The 14288-nt window shown below is 38.0% G+C and carries 11 protein-coding genes; 4 read left to right on the forward strand and 7 right to left on the reverse strand.

From position 1 onward, the window contains the following. Window positions 1-152: 152 nt before the first annotated feature. Window positions 153-407, reverse strand: coding sequence for a hypothetical protein (locus JG479_RS18595; RefSeq protein ID WP_234047904.1), 255 nt, complete (start codon window positions 405-407; stop codon window positions 153-155). A 350-nt stretch (window positions 408-757) separates the two neighbouring features. Next, on the reverse strand, window positions 758-2482 hold the full coding sequence (poxB, locus tag JG479_RS18600) for a ubiquinone-dependent pyruvate dehydrogenase (RefSeq protein ID WP_200220386.1): 1725 nt from the start codon (window positions 2480-2482) through the stop codon (window positions 758-760). Between the two features lie 316 nt (window positions 2483-2798). Between poxB and JG479_RS18605 the strand changes: the two genes are divergently transcribed. Together JG479_RS18605 and JG479_RS18610 are read left to right on the forward strand one after the other, a co-directional pair. Next, complete coding sequence (locus JG479_RS18605) at window positions 2799-4454, forward strand: RluA family pseudouridine synthase (RefSeq protein ID WP_200220387.1); 1656 nt, start codon at window positions 2799-2801, stop codon at window positions 4452-4454. Window positions 4455-4632: 178 nt separating this feature from the next. Continuing rightward, window positions 4633-6552, forward strand: coding sequence for a tetratricopeptide repeat-containing diguanylate cyclase (locus tag JG479_RS18610; RefSeq protein WP_200220388.1), 1920 nt, complete (start codon window positions 4633-4635; stop codon window positions 6550-6552). A gap of 36 nt (window positions 6553-6588) precedes the next feature. Here the strand turns inward: JG479_RS18610 and JG479_RS18615 are convergent, their stop codons facing one another. The 3 genes from JG479_RS18615 to JG479_RS18625 are packed head-to-tail and all read right to left on the reverse strand — an operon-like array spanning window position 6589 to window position 7405. Next, window positions 6589-6807 (reverse strand): DUF6500 family protein, encoded by a 219-nt coding sequence (locus JG479_RS18615; RefSeq protein ID WP_200220389.1) that lies wholly within the window; start codon window positions 6805-6807, stop codon window positions 6589-6591. A 29-nt stretch (window positions 6808-6836) separates the two neighbouring features. Next, on the reverse strand, window positions 6837-7091 hold the full coding sequence (locus JG479_RS18620; RefSeq protein WP_200220390.1) for a hypothetical protein: 255 nt from the start codon (window positions 7089-7091) through the stop codon (window positions 6837-6839). Between the two features lie 59 nt (window positions 7092-7150). Next, complete coding sequence (locus JG479_RS18625; protein ID WP_200220391.1) at window positions 7151-7405, reverse strand: hypothetical protein; 255 nt, start codon at window positions 7403-7405, stop codon at window positions 7151-7153. Between the two features lie 331 nt (window positions 7406-7736). Here JG479_RS18625 and JG479_RS18630 point away from each other — a divergent pair, with 331 nt between their 5' ends. Then, window positions 7737-8162, forward strand: a complete 426-nt coding sequence (locus JG479_RS18630) for a hemerythrin domain-containing protein (RefSeq protein ID WP_002960122.1) — start codon at window positions 7737-7739, stop codon at window positions 8160-8162. A 99-nt stretch (window positions 8163-8261) separates the two neighbouring features. Here JG479_RS18630 and JG479_RS18635 read toward each other — a convergent pair whose 3' ends face one another. Both JG479_RS18635 and JG479_RS18640 read right to left on the reverse strand, forming a co-directional pair. Beyond that, window positions 8262-10778, reverse strand: a complete 2517-nt coding sequence (locus JG479_RS18635) for a plasma-membrane proton-efflux P-type ATPase (protein WP_200220392.1) — start codon at window positions 10776-10778, stop codon at window positions 8262-8264. Window positions 10779-11065: 287 nt separating this feature from the next. After that, window positions 11066-11479 carry a hypothetical protein gene (locus JG479_RS18640; RefSeq protein ID WP_002960120.1) on the reverse strand — a complete coding sequence of 138 codons (414 nt, stop codon included), beginning with the start codon at window positions 11477-11479 and terminating at the stop codon, window positions 11066-11068. 429 nt (window positions 11480-11908) lie between these two features. Between JG479_RS18640 and JG479_RS18645 the strand changes: the two genes are divergently transcribed. Further along, window positions 11909-14269: a TonB-dependent receptor gene (locus JG479_RS18645; protein WP_200220393.1), complete on the forward strand. Its 2361-nt coding sequence runs from the start codon at window positions 11909-11911 to the stop codon at window positions 14267-14269. The last annotated feature ends 19 nt before the right edge of the window (window positions 14270-14288 follow it).

A 14288-nucleotide genomic window follows, 5' to 3' on the forward strand; every position in this document is an offset into this window, starting at 1 on the left:
CTATTTTCAGCGCTAACTGCGTTGAATTTACTTGCAATAGGCCAGCTATTGACGCGTAAATTCGCCTTGTTTTCACTAAAAATCTCTGGCTAGAGAAAATAAATTTAAATATCACTATGATTCAATATTTTAGTAAATCTCTTAACCAGAGTTCAAGTTAAATACAGATTTATGTCATCACTTAATGGATAGCAAAAATCATCCCAGTGATCACAAAAAACTATCCAAGGTAGGGTTAATCCTGTTTCTTGATCCCAGCAAATTGTTACTGTTTGCGAATCATTTACTAAGCCCTTTAACCATTGGCGTGTTAACTCACTCCCTTCTGTGGAGTCAAACCTTTTTGCTCCAACCGGAAAGTTAATAGGTGTAGTAGCAATTAATGCTCTTGCTTGATCTTCGCTCAATGGATTGAGTTTATTTAGTTTATCTTTAGAAAAATTACCATGGGATGCGCTAATCCAGCGCTATGCTAAAGAAAAGTCTTCAATTTTAATCAACACTCTATACCTACTTTTATAAACACGTAATTGACCTTATAGGTTATTACTATTACCTACTCTATAGAAACTTCATGTTATTTTACTTTTAGTTCAACAAGTTACAAGAAGGCACTATGATTTATTAATATTTAAGAAAGTATGTCAGACGTTTTTTACATTACGTGAAAGGTATACATTTGCAATAAGCAAATAATAGAGGACATTGCTTTATACTTCCCTATTGAGCAAAAGTACTCAATAGGGAAGTAACTTAACTAGCGTGACCAGTTAGTTTTGGCAAGCTCTATAATTTCGTTTCCTTTGCCGTTTATCAGCGCCTTCATCATGTAAACACTAAAGCCTTTTGCTTGCTCTAATTTGATTTGCGGTGGCATTGAAAGCTCTTGTTTTGCAGTATCGACTTCTAAAACAACAGGTCCTGAGTGGTTCATCATCTCGTTCATTGCCGATGGTAATTTTTCAGGGTCGTCCACATGAATCCCTTTTAAGCCACAGGCCTGTGCAATGTTAGCAAAACTTGGGTTTTCTAAATCAGTATCGCTTGATAAAAATCCACTGGCTTTCATTTCCATAGCCACAAAACTGAGTGAGCGATTATTATAAACAACAATCTTTATTGGTAAATTAAGGTGCTTAAGCGAGATTAAGTCCCCCATTAACATCGAAAAGCCACCATCACCACACATTGCAATGACTTGGCGGTCTCTGTCAACAGATTGAACTCCCATTGCCTGCGACATCGCATTTGCCATAGAGCCATGATTAAACGATCCAATTAAGCGCCGCTTACCATTCATTGATAAATAACGCGCAGCCCACACTGTTGGCGTACCTACATCACAAGTAAAAACAGCATCGTCAGCCGCTTGCTCGTTGAGTAAACGTGTTAGGTATTGCGGGTGAATTAAATTTTGCGAGGTTTTGCCACTGGCAAGTTCATCAAGATCTTGTCGAGACTCTTTGTAATTTTTAACACATTTTTGTAAGTGCGAACTGCTCCGTTCACCTTTAATATAATCAAGCAGTGTGGTCACTGAATTTTTAGTATCCCCTAACACGCCACAGTCAATTTGCACGTGTCGCCCGAGTGACGCAGCCTGATTATCAATTTGCAATACGGTGGTATTTTCGGGGTAAAAAGCACGATAAGGAAAACTAGTACCAATCATTAATAACGTATCGGCTTCTTGCATTGCATGATAGCCCGACGCAAAGCCAATAAACCCAGTCATACCAACATCGTAAGGATTGTCGTATTCAATAAATTCTTTACCGCGCATGGCATGCACTATCGGTGCTTGTAATTTTTCGGCTAGCGCAACAATTTCGTCGTGGGCATCCTTACAACCAGCACCACACAATAAGGTTACTTTTTTACTTTTATTAAGATGAGTCGCCATTGCTTCAATATCAGATAAAGCGGGAGTATGTGTTGCTGGCTTTGGCACGTTCCATTTTGGCTTAATAGCTTTAGGCATATCTTTTAATGCAATGTCGCCAGGTAGCACAAGTACACTCACGCCTTTGTTTAATATTGCTTGTCGCATTGCGGTTTCAAGCAGGTACGGCATTTGCTCAGGGCTCGACACCATTTCACAATACACACTGCATTCTTTAAATAATTCTTGCGGATGGGTTTCTTGAAAATAACTACTGCCAATTTCAGATGAAGGAATATGTGCGGCAATTGCTAATACTGGTACATTATTGCGCTGACAATCAAATAAGCCATTAATTAAATGAAGATTACCTGGCCCGCAAGAACCCGCACACACGGCAAGCTCGCCTGATAAATGGGCTTCGCCACCAGCCGCAAATGCGGCAGCTTCTTCATGTCGCGTACCTAACCATTCAATTGTTCCCATTTTTCGCAGACTTTCACTAATGCCGTTAAGTGAATCGCCAGTTACTCCCCAAATACGTTTTACGCCAGCTTGTTCAAGGGTTTTAGTAATAAAACTTGCGATATTTTGACTCATAATATAGAACTCCTAAATATTCAGTTATTCTGTAAATTGATTTTTCGTCTCTGATCTATCAGGTAAGTCATCGTTTCGAAATGCGCTCAATTATTGAGAATCGATAAGCTTAAATATTTTGATAATGATAGATATATTACTACTGAGACTTTACTAGCAAACGCTTAGGTTTGCTGCGCCCCCATACTGATACATAAAACATGAATGTCCGCTTTAAAGTGTTTATGAATATGCGGATGCGAGATTTTTAGTGGCTTAACTATGAATATGTTATTATGCGCTCAATTATTTTACTGAATGCTTTTCTCTTACTTCTATGTCAAATTCTGCTTCTTGCTTTACATTATTTTCTCAAAATATTGATGCCCTCGCGCTTCCTGAAAAGTTTACTTTCCCTTTTTATTACGAGCCGCAACCATTAGCTGTAGCAGCCACTAAACAATTACAGCAACAACTTGAAACGTTAGCGCATTTAAAAGCAGAAAATGCAGGTAAAATGTTTGGGGTTTTAGTGGTGCAAAATGCTAAGCAACAATTAGGCTTTTTAAGCGCTTATTCGGGGCAAATTGAAGGTGATAAAGGCAATATTAGCTTTGTGCCGCCTGTTTCTAGCATGCAGCTGCAAGACGATAGCTATTTGGCTCAAAGTAAAATAATTAACGATATTAATGCTCAAATTGAGCAATTAGAAAATAGCGAACAACTGCATGAAGTTAATAGCAAACTTGATGATGCAACACAGAGCTACCAGCAAGCGCTATTAGCTCAACAGGCAGTAATGCAAACCGGTCGCCAACAACGAAAAACACAACGTACCGAAGGTGAATTAGAGCTTAGCGAAAGTGATTTTGAGCAGTTAAAAAATAAGCTTGCAGGGCAAAGCATCGTAGAAAAAAAGCAACTGCTGGCACTTAAAGCCTATTGGCAAAATATAATCGAGTCACTGCAGCAAACACACATCAATATTTCTGATGAAATTACTCATTTAAAAAAACGCCGTAAAACGCTTTCTAAAAGCTTACAAAAAAAGCTATTTGCACAGTACCAATTTTTAAATGCAAATGGTGAAACTACAGATTTAAATGCTATTTTTGCAGCATTACCTGAGCACACTCCTCCTTCGGGTGCTGGCGATTGTGCAGCGCCTAAATTATTACAATACGCCTATAAACATGACTTAAAGCCACTTGCTATGGCAGAGTTTTGGTGGGGAGCAGCACCTAAATCAGCAATTAGGCAGCATAAAAACTACTACCCTTCTTGTTACAGTAAATGCCAACCAATACTTGGGCATATGCTAAAGGGTTTAGATGTTGAAGATAACCCGCTACTTACCAACCCAGCTCAGGGTAAAGATTTAAGTATTGTTTATAAAGATGACGACTTACTTGTGGTAAATAAGCCCGCTGAGTTTTTATCGGTACCTGGCGTTAATATTGATGACTCAGTTTATATGCGCATAAAAACGCAGTTTCCAGAGGCATCAGGGCCACTAATTGTACACAGATTAGATATGTCGACTTCTGGGTTATTGATGATTGCACTTAATAAACGTGTGCACAAAGCACTGCAAAAGCAGTTTATTGAACGCACCATAGATAAACGTTATATAGCATTAGTTAATGGTAACGTAGCTGAGGATAGCGGAGTGATTGATTTACCCCTAGTGCTCGACTTTGATGATAAACCGCGCCAAATGGTGTGTTACACACACGGTAAGCCATCACTTACTACCTGGCAGGTTTTAGAGCGTAACAACAATATTACCCGATTACAGTTATACCCTAAAACAGGGCGAACTCATCAATTAAGAGTGCATTGTGCGCACAGCTTAGGTTTAAACATGCCAATTATAGGCGACACACATTACGGGCAAAAAGCCGAACGATTACATTTACATGCAGAATACTTAGCATTTACTCACCCTATTACGCTTAAACGATTAGAATTTGAAGTAGCTGCTGATTTTTAATAAAACACATAACTACAGCGACTATATTATACAATGTGTTTGTTTTTATTAATTAAATTGATATCGTTTGTGGTCTTATTTTTTCAATAAGAAGTATAAAAAAGCTGTTCAAACCCAAGTTTATTAAGCACTGTGAATAAGTATTTCAATAATAAAAATAAATCAGCAAAGGATTAACATGGCTAACAATACACAAATAAAGATTTTAGGTAATGCTTTATGGGCAAAGTATATTGTTCTCCTTTTATTTTTACTTTTTAGTAAACTTGCCTCAGCTAACGGCGATTCATTAAATGCAACTTCACATGCGCTAGACTTTGACACGACTCAAACTCTCATCAATAACATAAAACTAAATGAATTAGACTATCTTCAAAATGGAGACAAACTCACTCAAGCGTTTAAAATAAGCAAAGATCAAAATTGGGAAAAACTTCATTTAGAAGCGGCCGCTTTGTATGCGGAGTTACTTTTTAGACAAGAAAAATACGCAGCGTTAAACACTCACTTATCCTATTACTTAAAGACCAAAGAGTTACCAAACCAAAAAAGTGTATATTTATTATTTCTCGAATCACAACTCAAGTCTCTAGCGAGGGATGCAAACCCAGCTCCAGCACACATGCTAGCCACAAAATTAGAAGATAGCTTGCAACAGCATTCATCTAAAGAAAAAATTATTATTTTACGAGCACTTGCTTACTATTACACCGATACAGACGCATTGAAAAAGACCCTAAATGTTGCACTAGAGGGGCTAGAGTTAGCATTAAAAGATGACGACTCAGCATCTCAGGGATACTTTTTTAGAAAAATAGCCGATGCATATAATTATCTAAACGAAAAAGACAAAGCCATATATTATGCAAAAAAAGCGGTTGCGGCATATGAGCAAACACAAGACGGGCTTTTTACTGCAAAAGCATATTGGAGTTTAGGCAATATATTGCTCGAGATAAAAAAACCTAAAGATGCCTTAATATACCTAGACAAAGCATTGCTCTATTTTAAAAAAGCTAATATGCAAAAAGGCTTAACCTTTGCCCAATACTCAATTGCTAGCATTGAGTACTTACATGAAAATTACGATAAAGCTTTAACTTTAACTAAAGAAAACATTGAACTTGCTCGTTCTGCAGGTGTACACGACATGCAACTCGCATCGCTCATTTTGTTAGCTGACATATATATAAAACTAGATTTACTTGATCAAGCAAATGAAGCAAACGATGAGGTATTTTTAAAATTAGATAAATTCAGCCGCAGTATTTATAAAGCCGATTTTTTAAGTAAACGCTATGAGCTAAAGCGACGCCTTAACTACACTAACGAGGCTTTTGAAGCAATTGAACAAAAGCTCCTTTATACAAAAAAACACTACGAAGCTACCAGTGAAAGTAATATAAAAACACTACAGGTACAGTTTGAAGTAAAAGAAAAAGAAGAAAAAATACAGCAACTAGAGTACGCAAAAGATATTAGTGAACTACAAGCTAAAGAAGAATATCAACAAAAAATAATTTGGCGACTCAGCGCTGCTATTGCGTTTATTTTAGTGATTGCTTCATTATTTTTATTTTATCGGCAAGCTCGACAACGTCAAAAATATCACGATATTTCATTAACAGATTATCTAACAAATAGCCCTAATCGCAGAGGAATAATGCGCGCCGCAGAAGCAAAGCTTGATGAAGGTAAAATGACGATAGCAATTGTTGACTTAGACTACTTTAAAAAAGTTAACGACCAATTTGGTCACGATGTTGGAGATTTAGTTCTTATTTCCTTTGCAAAGGCTGCAAAAGAAACACTAAGTGGTGATCATCAGTTTGGCCGCTACGGCGGCGAAGAATGGTTGTTTGCACTAAATTCGGTTGACGAACTAGCTATTCGAGATATCTTTGACCAGCTCGCCACAAGGTTTACCGAGCATTGTAGTAATATAAAAGACCTTCCTAGTGATACAAAAATCACTTTTAGTGTGGGAGCCTCTGTAAGTAGCCCCTTAAAAAGCACACTAGATGTTCTTATTAAGCATGCAGATAAATTACTTTATAAAGCAAAAGAAAACGGAAGAAACCAAGTCGTTGTTGATTAAATAAACACAGCTAAAAGTACTTGCTCAGTTAATTGACTAAAGTCCATCTAAAACCATCTGTTTAATTTTATGTGCTTTTACAAAATGATCTAATTTATGGGTGTGTATCCACCAAGTAGCAGCTTCCATAAGTAGCTCTGGGTCGTCGTTTTTATTAGCAAAAAATGCATAAAAAGAAAGCCCTACATTTTCGCCTTTAGCTGCTATTTTTTTATCGCACACGGTAATTATTTTTGCTCTTAGTTCTTCCTTCATACATACCTTATTTAATTATATTTTTACTATTAAAATACGCCATTTAAAAAGCTAACGATTAGCTGTAAAAGGCTTCTATCAACCAAGCCATGATTCTCAAGCTCTTTATTAGGCGTATTTACTTTTGCAGCTTTGCATTTATTATCTAATGTCTCATTTTTACGTGTATCGGTTTCGTATGCAATATCTGCTTGTTCCATACATTTTGCCGAGCCTGCGTAAGGCTTTGCCGCACAAGCGCTTAGTAATAAAAAAAGTGAAATTGCTATCAATAATTGCTTCATAAATAATCCTATTTTTACGCAACTTATTTACTTTAAAGTACTGCTGCAAGTTAGCCTATTTACTTTTCTACCACCATTACAAAAAATTCAAAAAAGAACGTACCGATGGCATCAAAAAAAGTGTCATTTTTTTCATCCTTTTTAATTTGTGCGCTAATGCATTGATTGTAAACCTGTGAGCTTGTTTGAGCGCCATTTCGATCAACCATTTCAGCCTCTTCAATGCATAAGTTAGGGTCCGAACGCGGGGCTGTACTACATGCACTCAGTAAAGCGCACAGTAATAATGCGGCGATGGGGCTTTTTATGTTCATCCTTAAACTATCCTATTAAGTTAACGTGCTACCTGCATTTATGTGTGAGAGTAATATATAGGTTGTACCCAAATAACACTGGCACTTTATCACTGCAATAAAATAAACAACTAGTAAATATTTGTAAGGTTCTGTAGGAATTTATACTCACTTTTATAATTGAACTACGCAAAAGCCTGAAATTATTGCATTCATATCACTGTAAAATTTACAGTGATCGCAGCCAAAGAATAAAAAATTAAATTAAATTTTTTAAAATACAATAACTTAATATTTGGCATTTAGTTTGCTAGTTAATGATATAAGCAAATAAATTGTAAAAGGACTAGTTATGAATATTTTTGAAGCACTACGTCACGACCATGATAAACAACGAAAATTGGTAGATGCGCTTATTCAAACACACGGCGACACAGAGCAGCGCCACAAGCTAATGGATGAGCTAAAAACAGAATTAGAAGATCACGCAAAATTTGAAGAACGTTACTTTTATAACCCACTTATGTTTGATGACTTAACTCATGAAAAAGCGCGCCACAGCGTAGCTGAACATCACGAAATTGATGAATTAATTGAACAACTTGAAGATACCGAAATGAGCTCGTCTGCATGGTTAGTTGCAGCTAAAAAGCTACACCATTTAGTACATCATCATTTAAGTGAAGAAGAACACGAAGTGTTTCAATTAGCGGGTAAAGCACTTACCGAAGGGCAAAAAGAGAGCCTTGCTGAGCAATACAACGACGCAATGCATTAGTTGCATAACATGCAAACCGACTTCCACACACTCCCTGTGTACTTATTGGTTATAAGCCTTATGGCTTATAACCAATTTTTTTATTTTTAAACCTATATGCTAACTCTTCTCTAGCAATGGTGCTTCTGTCGGATCAAAAATTCGATACGCCACTAGCTTTAAACCATCGTTAATAAAAAACCACACCAAAGCATATGCCCACACAGCAAGTGCCCAGCCCCATCCTAGTGGGGTCATAAACACACCATAAACAGCAATAAGTGTTGCTATAACTTGCGTGCCAAATACGGCGACCATTAATATAGCAGACGGTTTAATAGACCAAAATGGACCTCGGGTACGCGCTAAAAATATAGTCAAATGCCCTGCTACAGAAAGTAATAAGTACATTAATGTTTGAAGATGAGGACGGTCGAGTTCAAATACTTTATCTCCTAAGTAAAATAAACCAAAGGCTGCAATTGGCCCTAGAATTCCCAGCACAGATGCAATACCTAAAACGAGCCGCATATTCCATGTTTCGGGCTTATTTTGATAATGTACATTGTCGTATGCAATTGACAAAATGGCGGCATCGTTAAGTAAAGCAAGCATTACAATCATGACTGCTGTTAACGGATAAAAGTTAAAAATTAATATCGCCATTGTCATAAAAAGTAATACGCGCAGAGTTTCAGCAACCCTGTAAATAGCGTAACTGTTCATGCGTTGAAATATTTTTCGGCTTTCTTTAACTGCATCAATTATAACCGACAAGCCATCGGTCATTAACACGATTGATGCTGCTGAACGCGCTGCATCTGTAGCGCCCGATACAGCAATACCACAGTCAGCTTTTTTAAGTGCTGGCGCATCATTTACGCCATCTCCTGTCATACCAACAATGTGCCCTCTATGCTGAAGCACATCAATAATATGGTATTTATGCTCAGGAAATACTTGTGCGAATCCGTCAGCACTCTCAATAGAGTCATCTAACTGCGTTGTTTGGTGATGCTCAGTTGCACCAAATCCACTAGCATCAAGAATGTTTGTCCCTAAACCCAGTTTACTTGCAGTTTCACGCGCAATGGCCACTTGATCGCCCGTGACCATTTTAACACTCATACCCATTTCTTTTGCATCGGCAATGGTTTGTATTGCTTCTTCACGCGGTGGATCAAAAAGCGGCAATACGCCTATAAATTGCCATTTACCTTGCTCGTCTGTTTTAGCAACCGCTAAAGAGCGAAACCCACGCGCTGCAAATTCATCTATCGATGCCTCAACTGCAGTTTTAACTGCTTCAATATTAACCGACAAAGCTAAAATAACCTGCGGTGCACCTTTGGTCACTTTAAACGTTTTGCCATCAGCATTTTTAACAATTGCTTCAGTACGTTTGCTCACAGGATCAAATGGCTGAAAATGCTCTATATGATAAGAATCTAGATGCTGCTCAGCTTTTACACTTTGTAATACTGCTAAGTCAATCGGATCGTTATTTTCTGAGCGAGATGCTAATGCCGCGTACAATATAACTTGCTCAGCAGAGCCTTTATTTATTGAGTTTTCGATATAAAACGGGTCACCTAATGTTAATAGGTTTTGTGTCAATGTGCCGGTTTTATCAGAACAAAGAATATCAACACCCGCTAGCTCTTCAATTGCGGCTAAACGTGTTACAACCACTTGCTTTTTAGCCAATAAACGAGCGCCTACAGCCATAGTAACTGATAGCACTGTTGGCATAGCGACTGGTATTGCCGCAACGGTTAATACGAGTGCAAACTGCAATGTGGTGATCATTGGATCATCGCGAAACAAAGCAACAATAACTATAAGCAGTACTAAAGCCGCAGCAAGCATTATTAAATAATTACCAATTTTAAGCACTGCTCGCTGAAAATGACTTGTGGTTCGCTCCCCTTGAACTAACTGTGCTGTTTTACCAAAAAAGGTATTAGCGCCGGTTGCGTAAACTATTGCTTCTATTTCCCCTTGGCGAATAATAGAGCCCGAATAAACAGTTTCACCCGCCGATTTTACAACTGGCAACGACTCACCCGTAAGAGATGATTGATCGACTTCTACGGGATCACCATTTAGAAAACGCGCATCTGCAGGTACTATATCCCCCATCCGCATTCTAATAACATCACCTGGGACAAGTTCGCTGGCATTTAAATTTTGCCACTGAGTATCGCGGCGAACGCGTGCTTTGTTAGCTAATTTTGCTTTTAATGCAGCAATTGCATTACCCGCTTGGTGCTCTTCCCAAAAGCCAACCAATACGTTAGACAACAATAATACAAGAATAATAAAAAAATCAGCCCAGTGCTTAGCAAGCGCCGATAGAATAATAGCAGCCTCGATCATCCAAGGTATTGGTCCCCAAAAGTAAGATAAAAATTTGATTAGTAGGTTTGTTTTTTCTTCAACTAGTTCGTTAGGTCCATATTGTGCCAATCTTTGTGTGGCATCAGTTTGGCTTAACCCGTCGGATGATGTTTTTAGCTTTGCTTGTAATTGTGCTAAATCGAGCTTGCTCAATTCATCGCAACTTTGACCATGTGAAAACTTGTTTGCTGAACGATTTGATGACTGATGCACTGACGAAATTTTAACCTTTTCCATACGAGCCTTCTATACAACATTGAGTTGAATAACTTGAGGTAATTAAAACCTACTAACCGTATAGCTAACATAAACTAAAGCTGTCGATATTGTTCTTACAAATATATTAACTTTGATCTAACGCAATATTTAGGATGAAATAATATAAAAAGGATTATTTTTAGAAGATGACAAAGAGGTTGGATTATTAAAATAAGTGCTCAAAGGCTATACATTGGACTGAAATAGTAAATAACTCAGCCCAATGTATTTTTAGCTATAACCTTAAGGGTATGGCTATTGTTTTATTACTTTACAGTAAATTTCACGTCTTGATCGCGTAATAAGTAAAGTGCAAAACACGCAGCCCACATTGGCCATGCAGTAAAGAATAATAAGTTATTAAAGCCATCTATGTACTGGTTGTACGAAGAAAGCGTAGATAAACCATGCATTACAAAAATGATACCGTACGTTATACGCTTTTTAATACCTGCTAAAAATGCTAAAACAAGCACTAACTGCACCGCACCAATAATGTAAGCCACTATGTCTGTAGAGCCACTAATACCGTAAAAATGTTCAAAAATACGTGCGCTATGCCCAGGATTAACAAACTTATCGAATGTCCACATAACCATTACAATAAACACGCCTAAACGCAAAGATAAAAGTGACCACTGCAAACGGTTTTGCACATCAGAATTCATTGAACCTGTCATAAAATTTCCTTAAATGAATATTAATAAACGTAGAAGTAACCTAGACCGTATAAGTTGCTTTTTATTTCAAAAAATTTCAAAAATTTTTGATTAAATTCATTAGTTAAGCCATGCAGTACTAAAAGAGAAGCTTATTTAAGTAATTTAAAAAATGCTGCATAAAAGTTAACAAGTTTAAAATGTTAGTAGGTTGAAAGTAGTCTATAATTAATAAATCTTATTAAAAGCAATTATTTATACTTAATTAAATACAGTTACTCTATTAACATTTTATCGACTAATAAAACAATAGTACTTAATTACCAACTTTATAATGCATCTGTTTTGTTATGTTCTAAAAAACAAAAAGAATCAAAATTTTACTGAAAGTTATTTTTAATCCTTTCGGTCTTTATCGCCAACAACATTTTAACCGTAGAGAGAAAACGTTTGAAACACGCATATTTAGCACTTTCCCTAGCCACCATATTAAATACACCACTTAATGCTTTTGCAGCCGAAGAATCAAAAACAGCAAAAGAAGGCGCAATTGAGCGTATTGAGGTGGCAGGCCAAGTTATTAAATCTCAAGGTCTTTCGGTTAAAAATGCCACTGTAGACGGCCCTTTTGGCGACAACTTAGCTCTACAAGATATAGCCCGTTCAGTAACACCAATTTCAAGCGAGTTAATAGAACAACTCAATATTACGACTTTACAAGATGTACTTGCTGTCAGCCCTAATACCTATTCAGCCAGTGGTTTTGGCGCACCTAGTTTACCTACTATTCGTGGGCAACTAGGTGAGCTTTTCCAAGATGGTACACGCCGCCAAGCAGGTAATAATGGCTTTGGTGTGCCGTTATCGTTCAACTCTGTAGAACAAATAGATGTAGTAAAAGGCGCGCCACCGGTATTATTTGGTTCAAGCCAACGCAACGGTGGTTTTGTAAACTTACATTCTAAAAAAGCATCAACTGACGACAGTAAAGGCAAAGCAACGGTATCTGCAGGACGATGGGATCAGTACAGTGTTTTAGTTGATTACAGTGCACCTATAGTAAAAGACAAAGTAGGTTTTAGAGTAAGCGCTGAACACATTGATAACGGCAGTTACTACGACTTTTCGGGCACGAAAAGCGACAGCCTATTTGCAGCACTTAGGGTGTTACCTGATGACAAGAGCAGCTGGGATATTAACTTTGAGTTATACCAAGTTGAATTTACCGATAACGCAGGTATTAACCGCCCTACTCAAGCCTTAATTGATGATGGCCTTTATATTACCGGCCAAGGCGTGCAAGCCAATGGCAGTACAGTACCGGCAGCAGGTTCAATAATCTCACCTACTGGGCAAGTAAAAATAGACCGTAGTACAGTACTTACCGACCCTGACAATCAAAACGAAGCCACTACTTATTTACTACACAGTATTTATAAGCGTGAACTTTCAAACAATGCATCAATAAAAAACATTACGTATTTTCAGCACTTACAACGCGAAGAAATTGCACAAAATAGCTTTGTTGAAATTATAGATGGTGCCGATACCGCGCAAAACCGTACCGAACTGACTTACCAATGGAGCAACGAACAGCAAACAATTTTTGCTTTTGATGTGCGTTACAACCGCGTGCTAGGCTACAGCCAATTTACAACAGAAGCCGACTTACCTATTGATTTAACAGGCCCAATTTCAAATCGCCGCATTCCTTTAACTGATGCACAACAAGCGCGTTTAATTGAAATTAGCCCAGGTGTATTTGTATCCCCTGGTGGTCAATACGATATTAATAACGATGGCAGCGGCGACTTTAACTTATCAGACACTACCGATTCGCGCTCATGGCAAACGGGTTTTGCTATTCAGCAAGATTCTGATTGGACAGATAAGTTTCATACAAGTGTTGGTTACCGCATAGATTTTTATGACGTAGACGCGCACGACCCAATAGCACCAGAGGGTGAAATTGCAGCTCGCGATAGCATTAACGATAAGCTACATTCGGGGCAAGTAAGCTTTAACTACCGATTAAATGGTGATTACACCACTTATGGTGCAGCAAGTTACAACGAAGCCACATCAAATAGTATGGCTGGCGGCACGTCTCTTGGTGGCGACAACACGATTAGCGCACAAAACTTTTCAACCGAAAATACCTTAGTTGAATTTGGTTTGAAATACGCACCAACCGACAGCGATTGGTACGCCGATGGAGCAGTATTCAGCCAACGTCGTAGTTTGCGTAATCGCGATGGTAGTAATACCGGCATTCGTACTACCGGCTTTGAAAGCCAAGTATTTTATGATGCTTACCCTTATTGGCTAAGTGCTGGCTACAGCTATATTGACGCTCGCTACGATAATTCTGCAAGTAGCCAAGATTCAGCTCAAGTCGCTGATGCATTTGACAACTCACGTCCAGATATTATTGCAGGTACCAGTGTTGGCGCACCTAGCTTTACCGCTTTTGCACCTTCAAACACCCGTGTACAGGGCATCCCTGAGCAATCTTTTAGCTTTAACGGAAATTATTCAATTAATTCGAAATGGCAAACGGGTTTTTCAGGTCTATATACAAAGAGTTACCCATTAGACTTTTTGGCGACAGTAAAAATTCGTGATCAATACACACTAAACGTAAATACTAGCTATGCTTTTACGCCTAGTACCAAGTTACGATTAGATGTAAACAACGTGACGAATCAAAAAAACTGGCGCCCAGTATTTGAAGGCGGTTACTTTGGTGCAACTTTAGCTTTTCCTGAGTTGCCAATTAACGCCAAGCTTACGCTTACCCATAATTTTTAAAGACAAGTTTGAAAGAGAG

The sequence above is a fragment of the Pseudoalteromonas sp. LC2018020214 genome (assembly GCF_016598755.1).
GTDB classification, from domain to species: Bacteria; Pseudomonadota; Gammaproteobacteria; order Enterobacterales; family Alteromonadaceae; genus Pseudoalteromonas; species Pseudoalteromonas distincta.

Coding starts and splice junctions, on each gene's coding strand:
- poxB (WP_200220386.1), bottom strand. CDS start 2,482: ATGAGTCAAAATATCGCAAGTTTTATTACTAAAACCCTTGAACAAGCT.
- JG479_RS18605 (WP_200220387.1), top strand. CDS start 2,799: ATGTCAAATTCTGCTTCTTGCTTTACATTATTTTCTCAAAATATTGAT.
- JG479_RS18610 (WP_200220388.1), top strand. CDS start 4,633: ATGGCTAACAATACACAAATAAAGATTTTAGGTAATGCTTTATGGGCA.
- JG479_RS18615 (WP_200220389.1), bottom strand. CDS start 6,807: ATGAAGGAAGAACTAAGAGCAAAAATAATTACCGTGTGCGATAAAAAA.
- JG479_RS18620 (WP_200220390.1), bottom strand. CDS start 7,091: ATGAAGCAATTATTGATAGCAATTTCACTTTTTTTATTACTAAGCGCT.
- JG479_RS18625 (WP_200220391.1), bottom strand. CDS start 7,405: ATGAACATAAAAAGCCCCATCGCCGCATTATTACTGTGCGCTTTACTG.
- JG479_RS18630 (WP_002960122.1), top strand. CDS start 7,737: ATGAATATTTTTGAAGCACTACGTCACGACCATGATAAACAACGAAAA.
- JG479_RS18635 (WP_200220392.1), bottom strand. CDS start 10,778: ATGGAAAAGGTTAAAATTTCGTCAGTGCATCAGTCATCAAATCGTTCA.
- JG479_RS18640 (WP_002960120.1), bottom strand. CDS start 11,479: ATGACAGGTTCAATGAATTCTGATGTGCAAAACCGTTTGCAGTGGTCA.